This window comes from Labilithrix sp. (assembly GCA_019637155.1).
Taxonomy (GTDB): Bacteria; Myxococcota_A; Polyangia; order Polyangiales; family Polyangiaceae; genus Labilithrix.
Window position 1 is genome coordinate 72,768 of record JAHBWE010000017.1, and the last position, 17,707, is coordinate 90,474.

General features: G+C 72.4%; 18 protein-coding genes. 11 read left to right on the forward strand and 7 right to left on the reverse strand.

Annotated features, from left to right (window positions below; translation table 11 throughout):
- Nucleotides 1-7: 7 nt before the first annotated feature.
- Genes KF837_32405 through KF837_32425 form a run of 5 tightly spaced genes read right to left on the reverse strand, consistent with a single transcriptional unit; the run spans nt 8 to nt 7,981 of the window.
- Entirely contained in the window at nt 8-2,005 is a 1,998-nt protein-coding gene (locus tag KF837_32405; GenBank protein MBX3232074.1) for a hypothetical protein, read from the reverse strand.
- Nucleotides 2,002-3,096, reverse strand: a complete 1,095-nt coding sequence (locus KF837_32410) for a VWA domain-containing protein (GenBank protein MBX3232075.1) — start codon at nt 3,094-3,096, stop codon at nt 2,002-2,004. Before KF837_32410 ends, KF837_32405 begins: the two co-directional genes overlap by 4 nt.
- A gap of 26 nt (nt 3,097-3,122) precedes the next feature.
- Complete coding sequence (locus KF837_32415; protein MBX3232076.1) at nt 3,123-5,384, reverse strand: hypothetical protein; 2,262 nt, start codon at nt 5,382-5,384, stop codon at nt 3,123-3,125.
- Nucleotides 5,381-6,469 (reverse strand): AAA family ATPase, encoded by a 1,089-nt coding sequence (locus KF837_32420; GenBank protein MBX3232077.1) that lies wholly within the window; start codon nt 6,467-6,469, stop codon nt 5,381-5,383. The genes KF837_32415 and KF837_32420 overlap by 4 nt, the downstream gene beginning before the upstream one ends.
- An 18-nt stretch (nt 6,470-6,487) precedes the next feature.
- Complete coding sequence (locus KF837_32425; GenBank protein MBX3232078.1) at nt 6,488-7,981, reverse strand: alkaline phosphatase D family protein; 1,494 nt, start codon at nt 7,979-7,981, stop codon at nt 6,488-6,490.
- 102 nt (nt 7,982-8,083) lie between these two features.
- On the opposite strand from KF837_32425, the gene KF837_32430 reads away from it, so the two are divergent.
- The 6 genes from KF837_32430 to KF837_32455 all read left to right on the forward strand — a co-directional run bounded on the left by KF837_32430 (nt 8,084) and on the right by KF837_32455 (nt 12,119).
- The gene (locus tag KF837_32430) at nt 8,084-8,242 is read left to right on the forward strand and encodes a hypothetical protein (protein MBX3232079.1); all 159 of its coding nucleotides are present in this window, start codon (nt 8,084-8,086) and stop codon (nt 8,240-8,242) included.
- 156 nt (nt 8,243-8,398) lie between these two features.
- Complete coding sequence (locus KF837_32435; protein ID MBX3232080.1) at nt 8,399-8,716, forward strand: hypothetical protein; 318 nt, start codon at nt 8,399-8,401, stop codon at nt 8,714-8,716.
- Nucleotides 8,717-8,792: 76 nt separating this feature from the next.
- Nucleotides 8,793-9,782 carry a general secretion pathway protein GspC gene (locus KF837_32440; GenBank protein MBX3232081.1) on the forward strand — a complete coding sequence of 330 codons (990 nt, stop codon included), beginning with the start codon at nt 8,793-8,795 and terminating at the stop codon, nt 9,780-9,782.
- A gap of 46 nt (nt 9,783-9,828) precedes the next feature.
- On the forward strand, nt 9,829-10,347 hold the full coding sequence (locus tag KF837_32445) for a sigma-70 family RNA polymerase sigma factor (GenBank protein ID MBX3232082.1): 519 nt from the start codon (nt 9,829-9,831) through the stop codon (nt 10,345-10,347).
- 42 nt (nt 10,348-10,389) lie between these two features.
- Nucleotides 10,390-11,043 carry a thioredoxin family protein gene (locus tag KF837_32450; GenBank protein MBX3232083.1) on the forward strand — a complete coding sequence of 218 codons (654 nt, stop codon included), beginning with the start codon at nt 10,390-10,392 and terminating at the stop codon, nt 11,041-11,043.
- Entirely contained in the window at nt 11,040-12,119 is a 1,080-nt protein-coding gene (locus tag KF837_32455) for a hypothetical protein (protein MBX3232084.1), read from the forward strand. The genes KF837_32450 and KF837_32455 overlap by 4 nt, the downstream gene beginning before the upstream one ends.
- On the opposite strand, the gene KF837_32460 is transcribed toward KF837_32455, so the two are convergent.
- Nucleotides 12,026-12,706, reverse strand: a complete 681-nt coding sequence (locus KF837_32460) for a cadmium resistance transporter (protein MBX3232085.1) — start codon at nt 12,704-12,706, stop codon at nt 12,026-12,028. The two genes, KF837_32455 and KF837_32460, sit on opposite strands and share 94 nt — an antisense overlap.
- Before the next feature lie 90 nt (nt 12,707-12,796).
- On the opposite strand from KF837_32460, the gene KF837_32465 reads away from it, so the two are divergent.
- A complete protein-coding gene (locus KF837_32465; protein MBX3232086.1) occupies nt 12,797-13,051 on the forward strand; it encodes a hypothetical protein in 255 nt (84 codons plus the stop codon).
- On the opposite strand, the gene KF837_32470 is transcribed toward KF837_32465, so the two are convergent.
- Nucleotides 13,026-13,580, reverse strand: coding sequence for a hypothetical protein (locus tag KF837_32470; protein ID MBX3232087.1), 555 nt, complete (start codon nt 13,578-13,580; stop codon nt 13,026-13,028). The two genes, KF837_32465 and KF837_32470, sit on opposite strands and share 26 nt — an antisense overlap.
- 47 nt (nt 13,581-13,627) lie before the next feature.
- Between KF837_32470 and KF837_32475 the strand changes: the two genes are divergently transcribed.
- From KF837_32475 to KF837_32490, 4 genes are all read left to right on the forward strand, one after another.
- Nucleotides 13,628-14,179, forward strand: coding sequence for a CDP-alcohol phosphatidyltransferase family protein (locus KF837_32475; GenBank protein ID MBX3232088.1), 552 nt, complete (start codon nt 13,628-13,630; stop codon nt 14,177-14,179).
- Entirely contained in the window at nt 14,176-15,006 is an 831-nt protein-coding gene (nudC, locus tag KF837_32480; GenBank protein ID MBX3232089.1) for an NAD(+) diphosphatase, read from the forward strand. Before KF837_32475 ends, nudC begins: the two co-directional genes overlap by 4 nt.
- A 312-nt stretch (nt 15,007-15,318) precedes the next feature.
- Nucleotides 15,319-15,684, forward strand: coding sequence for a hypothetical protein (locus KF837_32485; GenBank protein ID MBX3232090.1), 366 nt, complete (start codon nt 15,319-15,321; stop codon nt 15,682-15,684).
- Between the two features lie 737 nt (nt 15,685-16,421).
- A complete protein-coding gene (locus tag KF837_32490) occupies nt 16,422-17,672 on the forward strand; it encodes a PQQ-dependent sugar dehydrogenase (GenBank protein ID MBX3232091.1) in 1,251 nt (416 codons plus the stop codon).
- The last annotated feature ends 35 nt before the right edge of the window (nt 17,673-17,707 follow it).

The window sequence follows — 17,707 nt, forward strand, 5'->3', positions numbered from 1 at the left end:
GCCCAGGCTATGCCGTGATGGCTTCACGCGTCAGCTCCGTCCGGATCGCGAGATCGAGCCATGCGCGCGCGGCGGCGGCGGGGTCTGCGAGCGCGGACCGCAGCGCGAGGAGCCGGTGCTCGAGGCCGACGAGGCCGCGACCCGCCGCCGTGCGCGCGGCCTCCTCCGTCCGATCGGCGAAGCCACGTCCGAGATGCGCGAGCCCGTCGTGGAGCGACTCCTCGAGCACCGCGCCTGCGCGCTCCACCGCGATCTCGAGCTCCGTGCGCGTCGCCGCCGCCGCGCGTGGGAGACGCTCGAGCAGCGCGGGCGCCTCTTCCAGATCGGGTACGACGACGCGATCGGTGACGACCGCGGTCGGATCGAGCATCAGTCCGTGCGGACCGAACGATGCTTCGCCCGCGATGAAGCGTGGCCCGGCTTCGAGCGCGCGCGCGAGGACGTCGAGCGCGGCGGGCGCCGCGCGCGAGTGACGGCGCACGATCGGAATGCCGCTCGCGATCGCGATCAGCTCCTCGTCGCCGGGGCGGTACGCGACCGCGGTCACCTCCACGTCCGCGAGGACGACGAGGCCTTCCGCGAGCACCGGCGGCCGCAAGAGCCGCGGCGGTCGCCGAGCGAGGCGCTCCGCCAGCGTGTCGCGGCCACGCACGAGCAACGACGACGGGAGCGTCTCCCAATCGCCGGTCGACGGGGCGACCGAAGACTGCACGCCGCGTCGTTCGCGCAGCGTGAGCGCGTGGCTCGCGTGACGCGTCGCCGCGCGCGTGACGAGCTGGCCCGCCGCGAGCGCGCCGAGCTTCACGCCCGTCGCGACGCTCCGGCTCGCGAGCGCGGGGCCCGCGAGCGCCGGTCCCTCGCGCGGCGCTTCGAACGTTCGCTCGAGCGCGGAGACCGCGCCGGTCGACGCCTCCGCGAGGTACACCGAAGCGACGCGGCGCTCCCCGTCCGCGACGACGCGCGCGCCGAGCGAGACGAGCCGCACGCGATCGAGCGGCGTCTCCTCCGCTTCGTCGCTCCCGAACAAGCGCCGCGCCGGGAGCTCGCCTCGCTCCGCCGCCGCGCGCGACCGCGCCGCGAGGCTCGCGAGGAGGAAGACGAGATCGCCGGTCCGATACCGCGCGCTCCGGGCGCGGTACGCCGCGAGCAACGCCGCGACCCGCTCCACGATCACACGCAGCCACACGAGCCGCTCCCGCGCGAGCGCCTCGCTCACACGCACGAACCACGCCTCCTCCTCCGGCACGCCCACCACCCCACCGACAAGAACCCGCTCGACCAACGCAAGCGCCTCGCCGACGTGAAGCGCCCCCGACGCCGCCTCGCCGGGCGGAAGCGGCCGCGCCGCCTCGCCGGGCGGAAGCGGCCGCGCGTCTCCCGACGCGGCGTCCGCGTGAGTGGCGCCGTGTTTCGAGGTTCGTGAAGTCGGCATTGGTCGGGGCGCGTCGAGGTCGATGGTGCATGGCGGCTCGCGGCCGAGGTGTGCGGCTTCGCGGAAGGCGCGCACCGCGAGGAGCATGTGCGCGCATGGCTTCGCGGCGGTGCAGTCGCATTGCGCGTAGTCGAGGCGCTCCGGGACCAGGAAGCGGACCGTCGTCGTCGGGAGGCGCGCCGCGCTCGGCTCGAGCTCGATGACGATGCCCTTCTTCGCGAGCGTGTCCGCGCGCTTGCGAACGGCCGGCGAGAACGCGGCGTCGTCGAACGACGCCGGTGACCACGCGCGCGCGCTCGCCGGCGCGCTCGCGGCGTAGGCCAGCGCGAGCGCGACGCGGTGGCGGCAGACCGCGCTCGCGCCGCAGGTGCACTCTGCGCCAGTGAACGGCTTGTCCGGCGGGAGCGTCGTCACGACGCCGTCGGCGAACGTCGCGGTGACCGCCCCGCCGCTCTCGGCGAGCACGGGACCCTTGCCCGCCTCGATCTCGCGCTGCGCCCGCTTCACGAGGCCGAGGTTCGCGAGCGCCGCGATCGCCTCCGGCGTCAGCGCGCGAAGGTCGCCGCGGCTCATGGTTGGATCGCCCTCGCGACGAAGTCGACGAGCTCTCCCGGCGTCATCGCGCCGACGTGCGCGCCCGCGTTCACGAGGCGCTGCGCGAGGTCCTTGTCGTAGGCAGGCCGCGCCTCCTCGTCGAGCGCGGCGAGACCGAGCACGGTGACGCCCTGCTCCGCGAGCGCCCGCACCCGCGCGACGAGGACCTCCGCGTCTCCACCTTCGTAGAAGTCGCTGACGACCGCGACGATCGCGCGCCGCGGCGACTCCACGAGCGACGCGGCGTACGCGACCGCCTTGCCGATGTCCGTGCCGCCGCCGAGCTGCACGCGCATCAGGACCTCGACCGGATCGGTGACCGACTCGGTCAGGTCGACGACCTTCGTGTCGAAGATGCAGAGGTGCGTCTTCACGCCGGGCAGCCCCCAGAGGCACGCCGCGGTGACGGCGGCGTGGATCACCGAGCCGAGCATGCTGCCGCTCTCGTCGACGAGGAGGATCACCTGCCACCTCTCGCAGCTCCGCCGCGTGTGCGAGTGGAAGAGCGGCGCGTCGATGCCGAGGCGCCTCCGCGCGCGGTCCCAGCGCCGGAGGTTGCTCTTGATCGTCCGCTTCGCGTCGAACGCGCGCGCGAGCTTGACGCGGGAAGGCCGGCGCGCGCGCGCCCCGGTGAAGGCGGAGCGCACCTTCCGCGCGAGCTTCTCCATGAGGCGCGCGATGACCTTCGCCGCGAGGTCGCGCGCGAGCCCGAGCAGCTCCGCGTTCATCAGGTGCTTCGTGCGGAGCACCGCCTTCAAGAGCGTCGTGCTCGGCTCCACGCGCTGGAGCACCTCCGCGTTCGTGACGATCTCGTGGATCTGGTAGCGCTCCACCGCGTCGCGCTCGAGCCGCTCGATCGTCTCGCGCGGGAAGAGCCGGTGCACCTCGTCGAGCCACTCCGGCACCGTGAGCTGCGAAGCCCCGTCGCCGCCCGCGCGGCTCCGGACGTCCCGCTCCGCCCGATCGCGATCGCGCTCGTAGAGCCACGCGAGCGCGGCGTCGCAGGCCGCGTCGTCGCCGCCGAGCTCGCCGCCCGCGCCGAGCCCGTCGCCCGCCGCCGCGCCGAGCATGAGCCGCCAGCGTACGAGCGCCTCGCTCACGACTCCGCTCCGTCGCCGAGGCCATAGCGCCGCGCGAGCGCGGTGACCGCGGCGTCGACCTCGAGCCCGCGCACGACCACGGCGGCAGAGACGTCGAGCCGCGTGAGGCTCCGCGCCGGCGTCTCGAGAGAGAGAGAGAGAGGCGAACGAAGCGAATGGAGCGAGAGCACCGCGCGCGCGATCGCCTCCTTCTCGCGCGGCGGGAACCACTCGAACGCCATCCGCAGCGACGGGATCGCGCGCAAGAAGTCCGCGCGATCCATCCGCCCGACGAGGTCGTCGACGACGCGGAGGAGCTCCTCCGATCGCCCCATCTCCTCGCGCGCGAGGGCGAACAACCCGGCGAGGAAATCGCCGAGCGTCTCCGGCCGCCCCATCCTCCCGACCGCCGCGACGACGCTCTCGCTCCGCGCGCCGAACCCGAACGCCGCGCCGCGCAGCGCCGCCGGGGCGTCCGGATCCACCGCGCGTCGCGCCATCACCGCCTCCGCGAGCGCGGGATCGAGACCGAGCGAGGCGCCGCGCCGCGCGAGCGCGTCGCGGAGCGCGAGGACGGCGCGGATCTCCCCTTCCCCCGCCGCGCCCGCGACGCCTTCGCACAGCCAGAGCCCGCGCTCGTACGCCGCCGCGATCGCCGCCCCGATCAGCGGCGCGCCCTCGGCGCCGAAGAGGACGTCGTGCGCGTGGAGCGCGACCAGCGCCGCGAGCCCCGCCCCGAGATCGGCGAACGATCGCTCGACGTCGATCGCGGCGCGGACCTCCGCCGCGACGCGGAGCGCGAGCGCGTCGATCCCGATCCGCGCCGCGGCCTCGAGCACGCGCACGAGCGCCGCCATCCCGCGCGCCCCGGCGGCGTGGTCTTCGAGCCGCGCCGCCGCCGCCGACTCGAGCGACGCTCCCCACGCCGCGGCCTCGATCAGCGCCGCCTCCGCGTCGAGGGAACGCGCGACGCTCCACTCCTCGACGAGGACGGAGCGCCTGCGCGCGAGCGCGACGCCGGGGATCGCGAGCACACGAAGGCGATGGAGGACGCGGCTCCGCTCGCGCTCCTCCGGCGCCGAGAGATCGACCGCGAGCGTGCGCCCCGCGCGCTCGAGCACGACGCCGACGCGCACGAGCTCGGCGAACGCGTCCGCGACGAGCGGCGGATGCGGCGTGCCCTTCGCGAGCTCGCCCACCGCGTCGCCGGAGAACGCGGCGACGATCTCGACGAGCAGCGGCGCGGTCCCTCGCTGGATCGTCCCGCGCCTGCTCCACGGCAGCGGCGCGTCGAGCGCGTCCTTCACGAGCGACGCCGCGAGCCCGTCGAGCACGTCCTCGCGCGCGAGCGCCTCGCGTCCGCGCAGCGTACGGAGGCCACGCGCGAGCGTGAGCGCCGCGATCGCGTCGGCGGGCGAGACGCGCTGCTTTCGCTTTCGCAGATGCGCGACCGCCGCGAACAACATGTCCTCGCCGGCCGCGTCCGCGCCGCGCTCCCACACGCGCTGGTAGAACGCGGGCGACGGCATCCCCGCTTCGTAGCCGACGAACGCGTCGAGGCGATGGAAGGAGTACGGCACGAGGTACGTCCCCGCGCGCGCGATCCCCGCGCGCTCCGGCGCCGCGGGCCGCTCCGCGCTCGCGTCGCCCCCCACGCGCTCCAGCGCCGGCGCGTGGTAGCCGCCGCACACCACCATCACCGCGCGCTCCGCCCGCGCCCGCGCCCACGCGATCCACCGCGCCATGTACGCCTCGCGCGCGAGATCGCTCTCGCTCGCCGGCTCGTCGCTCGCGCGGAGCTCCGCGAAGTACGCGCCGAGCCGCTCCCGCAGCGCGCCCGCCGCGAGCGGCTGCTCGAAGAGGTGGTCCCACAGCGCGTCCGTCGTCTCCACCCCGAACCGCGCCGCGAGCGCGTCGAGGCTCTTCGCCGTTCGATCGGAGTACCGGTTCTCCACCGCCGCGAACGCGTCGCTCCAAGCGGGGAGGTCGATGAAGAACGTCGCGCGCCGCTCGCCGCCGCTCCGGAGCGCGACCCACTCCGGCGAGTACGCGCAGAAGGGCGACCAGCTCGCGTGCCGGATCCCGTCCCCGTGCGCGAAGCTGAAGAGCGCGATCGGCGGGCGGTGCGCGAGGCGGAGCTCGTCGATGCGGTCGTTGAAGTCAGCGGGACCTTCGACGAGGACGACGTCGGGATCGACCTCCGCGATCGTCTCCGCGACGAGCCGCGCGCACGCCGGGCTGTGATGGCGGACGCCGACGACGTGGAGCGGCGCGCTCACGACCCCGGGATCTTGTGACGGGCCTCGTAGAACGCCTTCCAGTGCGCGCCGTTCTTGCGGCCCACCCGCTGCTCGAAGTACCGCCGCAGGCGCGCGAGGTCGTCGTTGTTGCTCTTCACCGCCGCGCCGACGAGGCACTCGACGAGATCGCCCGGCGTCGGCGCGCCGGCGGCGAGGTAGTGGCCGCGCACCCCGACCGCGTGCGCGACGCTCACCGCCTCCGCGGTGCTCATCGCGGTCGAGAGGCGATCGGTCGCCTGGCCGTCGGTCGTCTCCCCCGCGCGGAGCTCGCGGAACGTCGTCACGAGGAGCTCGAGCACCTCCTCCGGCAGCGGCGCGGTGACGCCCGAGCGCGCGAGGAGCCGCGCCGCCTCGGCGCGCACGAGCGCGATCTCGGTCGCGAGGTCCGCGATCGGGAACACCGTCTCGAAGTTGAAGCGTCGCTTCAGCGCGGCGCTCATCTCGTTCACGCCGAGGTCACGCGTGTTCGCGGTCGCGATCACGTTGAAGCCGTCCTTCGCGAAGAGCATCGCGTCGGGACCGGTGAGCTCCGGCACCGCGAGCACGCGGTCCGAGAGCACGGCGAGGAGCGAGTCCTGGACCTCGAGCGGGCAGCGCGTCACCTCCTCGAAGCGCACGATCGCGCCCGCTTCCATCGCGCGGTAGAGCGGCGCCGGCACGAGCGCGCGCGGCGTGGGGCCCTCCGCGAGGAGCAGCGCGTAGTTCCACGAATACTTGATCTGGTCCTCCGTCGTCGCCGCGCTCCCCTGGATCGTGCGCGTGGAGTCGCCGCTCACCGCCGCCGCGAGCAGCTCGCTCAGGAGCGACTTCGCGGTCCCGGGCTCTCCTACCAGCATGAGCCCGCGCCCGGTCGCGAGGGCTACCATCGCGCGGTCGACGAGCGAGGGCTGCCCGACGAACTTGCGGCGGACCTGCCGCTTCTCGTCGCCGAGGATGAACGTGCGCACTGCGCGCGCGGAGAGCCTCCAGCCCGGCGGCGCGGGGGCGTCGTCGCTCTTCGCGAGCCGCGCGAGCTCGGCGGCGTACGTGACCTCGGCGGGAGGCCGCTGGACCGCTTCCGTCATGCGAGCCACGATACACGCTCAGGCGGGCGCGAGCGGCGCGGTGACGAGCACCGCCGGCTCCTCCGGCTCGCTCACGAGGCGCGGATCGCCGGCGTACGTCGCGTAGCCCGCGGCGAAGCTCGTCGCGGCGCCCTGCTCGTCCTCGACGTCGTCGACGTGGAACCAGGCGGCGTGCACGCGCCGCGCGGTCACGTCGACGAGCATGAAGCCGCGCCGCACGAGCTCGACGTATTTGATCCACGGCGCGTCGGCGAGGAGCGCGGGCGCGGAGCGGCGCGAGGCGCCGGGCGACGTCACCGCCGGCGTGATGAGCTCCACCGCGAGCGGCGGCGCGCCGGGGCCGCGCGAGAGCTCGCTCGCCCACGACGAGTGCACGTCGCCGGAGAGCACGACGACGTCGCGGACCGGCGTCTCCTCGAGCACGTCGTAGAAGCGCGAGCGCGCCGCGGGGTAGTCGTCCCAGCCGTCGTCGCGGAACCAGGACGGCACCGCCGTCATCATCACCTGCTGCGCGACGAGCTTCCACCGCGCGCGGGACGTGCGCAGCGCCGCGGCGAGCCACACCTCCTGATCGGCGCCGAGGAGCTGGCGCGCGGGGTCGGCGAGGCCCGGATCGTCCGGCCCCAATTGGATATCGCGTCCCCATATTCGGGTATCGAGGAGGACGAGGTCGACCAGCTCCCCGTAGCGCAATGATCGCCATATCCGCCCGTCCGGCTGATCGCGAATCGGGATCCACTCCGAATACGCCCGCGCGGCCGCGCTCCGGCGCGCGGGCCAGTCGCCGAGCGCGGGGTTGTCGCCCGTCGTCCCGTCTCGATACGCGTTGTCGATGTGCTCGTGATCGTCCCAAATGCAGACGAACGGATGCTGCCGGTGCACCTCCTGGAGGTCGCGATCGCGCCGGTATTGCGCATAACGCGCGCGGTAATCGGCGAGCGTCTGCAGCGCGTGGCGCGGCTCGGAGCGGCGGACCGAGCCGTAGGCGCCGTCGGCGTATTCGTAGAGGTAGTCGCCGAGGTGGAGCACCGCGTCGATGTCGGGGCGCCGCGCGAGCGCGCGGTAGGCGTGGAAGTACCCGTGCGGGAGGCTCGCGCACGACACGACCGCGAAGCGCACCGGCCGCGCGTCGATCGGCGCCGTCCGCGTGCGCCCCGTCATCGAGGCGCGCTCGCGGACGAGGAAGCGGTAGTAGTAGGTCGTCGCCGGCGCGAGGCCGATCGCGTCGACCTTGACCGTGTAGTCGCGGTCCGCGTTCGTCTCGAAGGTGCCGCTCGCGACGACGCGCGCGAAGGTGGCGTCCTCGGCGATCTGCCAGCGGCCGGTGACGGGCGCGGTCGCGGTCGACGAGATGCGCGTCCAGAGGATGACGGCGTTCGAGAGCGGATCGCCGCTCGCGACGCCGTGGCCGAAGACGGGATCGACCGGCGGCGGGACCTCGTCCTCGGTGCCGCACGCGGCGAGCGCGGCCGCGACGGCGATCCCCTTCAATGCGTCACGGCGGCCGATCATGACTCCTCGTTGGCGCGAGCAATGGCCGTACCTCGAGCACGAACGCGGCACGCCCGCCTTCCCATCTGCGGCGACTTGGATAGCACCTCCCCTATGCCGAGCATGCGCGCCACACTCTGTATCGCCAGCCTCCCTCTTGCCGCTGCGGCGCTCGGCTTCGCCTGCGGCCCCGCGAGCGATCCGAACGACGTCGGCGGCGTCCAGTACATGGCGACGCACGCGATCAAGACCGCCTTCGTCGTCTTGATGGAGAACCATTGAGTCGGGCTCGAACCTCGGCATCTTGAACAACCACGAGCCGGACGAGAACCATCGCCACCCGACGGCAACAACATCGCCTCGAAGAACTGCATCGAGCACGTCCGCCCGCTCGGCGAGCTCGAGCGCGACCTCGCCGCCGATCGCGTCTCCGGCTTCGTGTTCGTCACGCCGGACCGGTGTCACAACATGCACGACGACTGCGAGTCCGGCGATCAGGTCAAGAACGGCGACGACTTCCTGCGCGGCCTCATGCCGAAGCTCCTCGGCTCGAAGGCGTACGCGGACGGCGGCGCGGTCTTCGTCACCTGGGACGAGAGCGAGGACGGCGAGTGGCCGATCGGGATGATGGTGTTCTCGCCGCACGCCCGCGCCGGACACGTCTCCGGCACCGCGTTCACGCACAGCTCGCTCCTCCGCACGCTGCAGGAGATCTTCGCGGTGGGCCCGCTCATCCGCGACGCAGAGAACGCGTAGAGCGGGACCGTACTCGACGCTCGCGCTGGGATGGGATCGTTGGTACTTTGACCTCAAAGCATCAACGGTCTCGTCGATGGCGTTCGCACAGCTCCTCCGCAAGCACTTCTGGGTCGTCCCGCTGCCGCTCCTGGCGACGGCGGCGCTCCTCAACGCGCAGGCGGTGACCCAGCTCGTGGGGGCGACGATGGCGGTCGACGAGAAGGACCTCGCGCGCGCCCCCAACGTGTCGCTCCGCGGCGCGGGCGCGGCCGGGTCCGCGTCGGCGCGCAGCACGGACGGCTCGCCGATCATCCATCGCAACGCGTTCGATCACGTCGCGGGCCCGCTCGACACGAAGCCGGTAGAGGAGAGCGGCGACGGCGAGCCCACCGGACCGATCGACACGAGCGATCCGTGGAGCGCGCCGGCGTGCGAAGGCGTCGTCGTGAAGGCGATCGCGGCGAGCGACGACGAGGCGTGGTCGTTCGCGTCGTTCGCGGGCGAAGGCGGCAAGCCGCAGCTCGCGCGTCGCGGCAGCGACGTCGGCGGCAAGACGGTGCACTTCATCGGCTGGGACCGCGTGTGGCTCACGAGCAGCGGCCAGCTCTGCCAGGCCTCGCTCTTCGACGCCAAGAAGGCGCCGCCCCCCGCCGCGCCGGCCCCCGCGCCCGCGGCGTCGTCCTCCGCCGCCCCGTCCACCGGCGCCCGCCGAGGAGCGCCGCCGCTCTCCGCCGACATGAAGAGCGGCATCAAGCAGGTGAGCCCGACCGAGTTCCAGATCGATCGCGGCATCCTCGACAAGATCCTGGAGAACCAGGCCGAGCTCATGCGTCAGGCGCGCGTCGTGCCGGTGCAGGAGAACGGCAAGGTCGTCGGCGTCCGGCTGAACGGCATCAAGTCCGACGCCCTCCTCGGCGTGCTCGGGATGCAGAACGGCGACACGCTGAAGACGATCAACGGCTTCGACATGGGCAGCCCCGAGAAGGCGCTCGAGGCATACGCGCGCCTCCGCACCGCCGACAAGCTCACGATCTCGCTCTCGCGCGGCGGCAAGGACATGAACATCGACTACGCGATCAAGTAGTCGCGACCCGCTTCCCCTCCGCGCGCGGCCGATCCATGCTCTCGCCATGGCCGTCTCCGCGCTCGACCGCGTCCTCGAACGACGCCCGGAGCTCCTCGCGTTTCTGCGCCGCCGCGTGCGCCCCGGCACCGACGTGGAGGATGTCCTCCAGCACGCCCTCCTGACCGCGACGGCGAAGGTCGCGCAGCTCCGCGACGAAGAGCGCGCGGTGGCGTGGTTCTACCGCATCCTCCGCCGCCGCCTCGCCGACGAGCGCGCCCGCGCCCGCGCGTGGGACGAGAAGCGCCCGCTGCTCGAAGCCGCTGAGGACGTCGCGCCGGAGGACCCCGCGCTCTGCGCGTGCAGCCTCGGCCTCCTCGACACGCTCGCCCCCGCGTACGCGGAGGTGGTCCGCCGCGTCGACCTCGGCGACGAGCCCATCGCCGACGTCGCGGCCGCGCTCGGGACGACGACGAACAACGTCACCGTGCGCCTCCACCGCGCGCGGAAGAGCCTGCGCGACCGCCTCGCCTCGACGTGCGGGACGACCTCGCTCGGCTCGTGCCTCGAGTGCGATTGTGTGTAATCGCGTGTAATGTTCCGCGCGTTTCCTCTGTCTGCCCCGCCGATGAGGAACGTCTTTCACTTCTGCGCCGCCGCGCTCGTGCTCGCGGCGTGCGCGTCTTCCCCGCCGCCGGCCGGGACCGCGGGCACGCCCCACGGCAAGCTGTCGGAGCTCTCGCGCGTCGAGGGCGACATCGTGCTCTGCGAGCACAAGGTGCCGGCGCAGGTCTGCACGAAGCACCACCCCGAGCTCGTCGCGCAATTCCAGCGCGCGGGCGACTGGTGCAAGCCGCACGGCGTGCCAGAGTCGCAGTGCCTCGAGTGCCACCCCGACCTCACCTTCGAGCCGCTCCCGAAGCTGCCCGAGGGCGCCGACGTCGCGTGGCTCTCGAAGGAAGGCGAGGACGTGCCCGACCTCGACGCGCACGCCGCTCCCGGCAAGGTCACCGTCTTCGAGTTCTACGCGGAGTGGTGCGCGGTCTGCCGCAAGGTCGACGGCCACGTCTACAAGCGGCTCGCCGGCGGCGAGACGGAGCTCGCGTACCGCAAGCTCAACATCGTGGAGTGGGAGTCCGCGCTCGGGCAGCGCTACGTGAAGGACGTCCCGACGTTGCCGCTCATCATCGTGTACGGACCGAAGGGCAAGCGCTTCCGCGCGCTCTACGGCGCCGACCTCGCGCTCATCGACCGCACGATCGCCGAAGCCCGCGCGCAATGAAGCGCCTGACAGCGCTCGCGCTCGTCGCCTTTCTCGGGGCCTCGCTCGCCGAGCGCACCGCCGCCGCGTGCGCGGGGTGCAGCAATCCCAATTTGCCGACCGCGCGCACCGCGATTGCCTATTTGCATCCGGGCGAGCTCTCGCTCGCATTCAACCTCACCGCGACGACGATGCACGTCACGCACTCGGAGCACTGTCCCGACATCGGCCCGATATGCAATCAGCGCGACGAGCCCGCGCAGATTCACGATCAGCGCTTCTACGTCGCCGAGCTCCGCCCCATTCTCGCATTGGGCATTACCGATCGCTTCGCGCTCGAGGCGCAGGTGCCGCTCCGCGTCGTGAGCACCACGATCACGTTCCGCCGGCTCGACGGCACCGCGTTCGCGCCGGACTACCAGAACATCCATCACCGCGACGAGACGCTCTACGGCCTCGGCGATCCGTGGCTCTTCGGCCGGATGACGGGCGCGGTCGGCGCGCTCGCGGTCACGGCGCGCGCGGGGGTCGCGCTGCCGGTCGGGAGCACGGAGGAGGACCCCTTCGCGCGCGGACGCGCCGGCCTCGAGCACCAGCACATCCAGTTCGGCACCGGCACGTTCGCCCCGGTCTTCGCGCTCGACGCCGGTCGTTCGTTCGGGAGCGTGCGCGCCGGCGGCTACGCGCAGGCGATGCTCTTCGTCTACGAGAACGCCCGGCGCTACCTCGCGGGCAACCGCTACACGGCGGGCGTCGCCGGCGACGTCGAGGTCGTGAAGCGGCTCCGCGTCGGCCTCGGCGCGGACGTGCTGAACGAGCAGCCCGAGCGGTGGCGCCGCGTCATCCAGCAAGACGGCAACGTCGGCCGCACCGACGTGCTCGCCGGCGGCATGGTGAGCTACGCCCTCGACACGCTCGTGCTCTCCGCTTCGATCCGCGTGCCGGTCTACCAGCACTTCATCGATCCGGGTCACACCCACGACCAGGACCCGGGCCAGCTCACCTACCCCGCGATCGTGAACCTCGCGCTCGCGACGACGTTCGGCGGACCGAAGGTGGATCCACGTCCGAAGAGCGGGATCCTCCCGCCGCCCTGACCTCCCGCCAGGATCTGGAGCCCGAGGAGGACGAGGACGATCGGCAGGACGACGCGCCCGTAGCGCCGGACCTTGCTCCTCACCGCTTGGTTGTCGACGAGGCGGAACGCGAGCGCGCACCAGAGCGCGGTCATCACCGCGAAGACGGGGACGTAGACGAAGAGGTGCCGTCGCTCGACCGCGAAGAGCGGGACGTACACGCCGAGGTTGTCGCCGCCGTTCGCGATCGTCACCGCCGCGACGGCGAGGACCTGCGACGCACCGGCGAGCCGCTCCTTCGGCGGCCCGCCCTCGTCCACGCCGCGCGCGCGAAGGACCTCGACGCCTTTGTACAGCCCGAGCGCGAGCGGAACGATCCCGACGAGCGAGATCCATCGCGCGGGGACCGCGACGGCGAAGGCGGCCACCGCCACGCTCGCGCCGACGAGGACGGCGATCCCGAGGACCTGCCCGCCGACGACCGCGCGCGGCCGCAGCGTCGGATCCGCGAAGAGGACCGTGAGGAGCACGACGTCGTCGACGTTAGTGCTCGCGAAGACGACGACACCTTTCACGAACGTCGCCAGGAGCTCGCTTGAAGCGATCACGCGTCCGCCTCTTTCGGCGGCCGCGCTTGACCGCGCCGGCGGCCGAGCGATGATGATCCAAGCCCGGCCGCGGGTCCGTGTTCCATGCTCATGCCGCGCCTCCTTGCCCTCGTCGCCGTCGCCCTCGCCGCCGGGTGCGCGGCGCCGCGCACGGCCGAGGGGGTCACGCCGATCATCCACGTGAGCCCGGGCGTCGCGGGGCGACTCGCGCTGATGGATCGGTACCGCCTCCACGACGAGGAGCGGAAGCTCATGATGCAGCGGCCGCGCGTGTGGGTCGAAGAGGTCGAGGAGGAAGAAGAGGAGGAGCCCGTCGGCGTCAACGACGCGGACGCTGCACGATGACCTCCGGGCTGCCGCCGCGGCCCTGAGGGCGCGGCGGCAGCCCGAGGCCCCGACGCTGCGCCTCACGGAGGAGCGCGTTGCGGCGGGTGTGCGGCGTGCCCTCGCGATCGTCGAGCGACTCGAGGAGCGCCTCGTCGGTGAGGTCGTAAGGCCACCCGGTCGGCGCGGGAAACGACTCGACGTTGCCGCGCAACATGCCGCCTGGCTCGCGCACGGCTTGCCGGTCGCGCAGCAAGTCTTGCATCCAGCCGAGCGCGGCGTCGCGCTCGCCCGGCTCGACGTCGAGGGAGCTCAGGATCGAGCCGAGGATCTGGACGTGGAGCGGCTCGAACTTCGTCGCCTTCACGAGCACGTCGTCCGGCGTGACGAGCGCGCGGACGAAGCAGTCCTCCGGATCGTCGGCGCCGAGCCCGATCTCGACGCGCGACTCGGCGAAATACGAGCGGAGGTGGATGGGCGCGTTCGGGTCCTTGAGGTGGAGGTGCGGCCGCGACGCTTGGTAATCCAGGTTCACGATCTTCCAGGGCATCGCCGCGCACCTTACTGGCACTCGTCCTGCATCGTCGACCTCCGTCGATGTCCGTCTATGCCGCGCGCGATCTCGTCCGGGTGCCCGGGCTCATCAGCTTCACGCGCCTGCCGCTCGCCGTCGTCTTCGCCGCCCACGTCCGGAACGCGCCGATCGCGCTCGGCGCCCTCGCGCTCGCGGGCCTCTCCGACGTGCTCGACGGCTGGGTCGCGCGCCGCTTCCACCAGGAGACCCCCGCCGGCGCGGTGCTCGACGCGGTCACGGACAAGCTGTTCGTCGGCGTCGTCGCCGTCGCGCTCGTCGTCTCCGGCGCGCTCACGCTCACTGAGGCCCTTTTGCTCGGGGTGCGCGACGTGGGCGAGCTCGCGATCGCGCTCCGCCTCGCGGCGAAGGACTGGCACACGCTCTTCCGGCCGCACCCGCACGCGCCGTTCGGCAAGCTGACGACGTTGCTCCAGTTCGGCGCGGTCATCGCGGCGGTCGTGCGCTGGCCCGGCCTCCACGTCCTCGCCGGCGCGACCGCGATCGCGGGCGTGCTCGCGACGGTGAGCTACTGGCGAGCGGAGGGCCGGACGGAGGATAGAATCGGCCACGCATGAATTTCGTCCCGCAGGTGGACCCGACGCACGCGCACGCGCGACGGACGTGGTTCGTGGTCCATCCCAAAGGCCTCGTCGCGCGGCGCGACGGCGAGCGCATCGTCTTCCCGTCCGACGAGGACGTCGCGGCGCTCGGCCTCGACGCGAAGGACGCGCATCGCCTCGGCTCGCTCGACGACACCGACGCGCTCGTCGTCCCCATCGCCGGCCGCATCGAGGCGCCGTTCGAGCTCTTCGCGCTCCGCGCGCTCGCGGCGATGCTCGACGCGTCGCTCTTCGGCGTGGCGGGCCGCGCGATGCACACCGCCGACTGGCTCACGACGAGCCGCTTCTGCGGGCGCTGCGGGACGAAGACGGCGCCGCACGACAGCGAGCGCGCGATGGCGTGTCCGACCTGCAGGCTCCATCTCTACCCGCGCATCTCTCCCGCGATCATCACGCTCGTCCGCAAAGGCGACCTCGCGTTGCTCGCGTCGAACGCGAAGTTCCCCGGCGTCTTTTACAGCACGCTCGCGGGCTTCGCGGAGATCGGCGAGTCGCTCGAAGAGACGCTCGTGCGCGAGGTGCGGGAGGAGTCCGGCGTCACGGTCGGAGACGTCCGCTACTTCGGGAGCCAGCCGTGGCCGTTCCCGAACTCGCTCATGATCGCCTTCACCGCGGAGTGGCGCGCGGGAGAGATCGCGATCGATCCGACCGAGCTGTCCGACGCGAAGTGGTTCGCGATCGACGATCTGCCGATGATCCCGCCTCCTCTCAGCATCGCGCGCCAGCTCATCGACGCGTGGATCGCCGACGTCCGCGCGCGGCGGTCGGGCGCGTCGTCCTGATCCGCTCCGCCTCAGGGCTTCACGTTCGCGGTGAAGCGGAGGTTGCCGCCGTTGGCGTTCCTTGTCCTGGTTCCGTCGTCGCCGCACGCCGCGACAGCAGAGAGGAGCAGCAACGCGATCGCCCGAGTCATGACGACTGTAGGGGTAAGTGGAATGCCAGCCCATATCGCGTTTTGACGGACGTTAACTACTTGATATTATGCATCTATCCTGGAACGAGGGGCGCTCATGACTGGGCGGCCGTAAAGCACCGTAAACCCCGGCATTCCTCGCGCGGCCCGCCCGTCTGTCCCTCACAAGGAGATGATGAACATGCGTTCGAAGATGATCGGTCTGGTGGTCGTGGCGTTTGGTGTCCTCGCGGCGGTCCCCGCCTTCGCGGACGACAAGCCGAGCTTTCCGATGCCGGCCGCGACGTTCAAGCAGCGTGTCGACGCGCGCCAGGCGAAGGCGCGCGAGCACATGGAGAAGCGGGCGAGCAAGCTCACGGCGGAGCAAGCGAAGGAGCTCCGCGCGAAGTTCGAGGCGAACATCGCGAAGGTCAACGCCGAGGTCGCAAAGGCGATCGCCGACGGCACCGTCACGAAGGACGAAGCCGCCGCCGTCCGCGCCGCCTCCCCGCACCGCGGCGGCCACGCCGGCGGCGGCCATTGCGACAAGGGCAAACCGGGCGCCTGAGTCTCTTCATGGTCGGGGGCTCTGCCCCCGACACCCCCGCCCCGCGACCACGGCCCTCTCTTCATGGTCGGGGGCTCTGCCCCCGACACCCCCGCCCCGCGACCACGGCCCTCGCGCTTTCGCGCTCGGGTTGCTTCGCAACCGCTGGGGCGGCCGCGGTCGCGGGGCCCCCGCTTCCCCCGCTGCGTCGCGCACGGACGTCGCTGCGCTCGGGGCGCTTCGCAACCGCTGGGGCGGCCGCGGTCGCGGGGCCCCCGCTTTCCCCGCTGCGTCGCGCCCGACCCTCGCACTCACGCGAAGGCCCCAGAAGCGATCTCGCCGCCGCATCGCGCACGGCCGTCACGCTCGCCTGCGCATGCGAGCGCCAAATCCGGCCCCATGAGCGCGGCGATTGGCAGCGGCCCCCAGCAGCGGGCCCGCTCGCATGGCCCTCACGCTCACCCGCGGCGCGCGCGAGGGGCCCCAGAAGCGGCCGCGCAAGCGGGCGCGCAGCGCCCCGAGCGCGAAGCGCGAGGGTCGTGTCTGGGGTGGGGGTGTCGGGGGCGAAGCCCCCGACGTTGAGTAACCAAGTTTCAGGAAATTTTCTCCTGTGATCTCGGCAGGATCTTGCACCTGTCTGCAGGGCGGGTCGTCGATTTGCGCGTCGGACGTCGACAATCGGCGAGTGTGCGCTAAGGACGGCGCCCATGGCGAACGTGCTTGGTGGGGCGGCCCGTGCGGGCATTTGGCTGTTGATCGTGGCGGGAGCCGCTTGTGCACCGAGCGATGCGACGGAGGAGTCGGCCTCCGAGCTGAACGCGACGGCGAACGACGATCCGTGGGGGCCGCGCTCCGTGCTGCCGAGCGGCACACCGGTGGAGAACCGTCCGCCGAACGCTTCGAGTCAGCGACCGGCATTTCGCGGGCAGACGCGCTCCCCCGGCGATCGCACGAACGTCGCCTTCGACGTGCGCGTCACGGCGAGCGGCCTCTCGCGGCCGTGGGCGATCGCGTTCCTCCCCGACGGCGCGAAGCTCGTGACCGAGCGGCCGGGCCGGATGCGCATCATCGCGGAGAACGGCGCCCTCTCCGAGCCGCTCGCCGGGCTCCCCGCGATCGCGGCGCGCGGCCAGGGAGGTTTGCTCGACGTCGTGCTCGCGCCGTCGTTCGCAGAGACCTCGCAGATCTACTTCACGTACTCCGAGCCGCGGACCGGCGGCAACGGCCTCGTCCTCGCCCGCGCGAAGCTGGTGCGCGGCGCGACCCCGTCGCTCACGAACGTCGAGTCGATCTGGCGCATGACGCAGACGAGCAGCTCGAGCGTCCACTTCGGCTCGCGCATCGTGTTCGATCGCGACGGCCACGTCTTCGTCACCGTCGGCGAGCGCGGCGTGAGCAACGGCGCCGGCAACGCGCGCGATCTCGGAAGCTCCTACGGCAAGGTGATCCGCCTCAACCTCGACGGCAGCATCCCGCTCGACAACCCGTACGTGAATCGTCCGGGCGCGCTCCCGGAGGTGTTCTCGAGCGGTCACCGCAACCCGCAGTCGGCCGCGCTCCACCCGAAGACAGGCCAGCTCTGGACGGTCGAGCACGGGGCGCGGGGCGGCGACGAGGTCAACATCATCCGCCCCGGCAAGGACTACGGCTGGCCGACGGTGACGTACGGCATCGACTACTCCGGCGCGACGATCGGTTCCGGCGTCACGGCCGCCGCCGGCATCGAGCAGCCGGTCTACTACTGGGATCCCGTCATCGCGCCGGCGGGCGCTGCGTTCTACGACGCGGCGGCGTTCCCGGCGTGGCGCGGCAGCCTCTTCGTCGGCGGGCTCGCCGGAGAGCACCTCGTTCGCCTCACGATCTCCGAGGATCGCGTCGTCGGCGAGGAGCGCCTCCTCACCGCCCGCCGCGCCCGCATCCGCGACGTGCGCGTCGGCCCGGCCGGCACGATCTTCGTGAGCGACGAGACGAACGGCCAGATCCTCGAGCTCGTCCCGCGCGGTTCTTGATCGTTCGCGTTCGCTCCAGCCTCGTGATCGCTTCG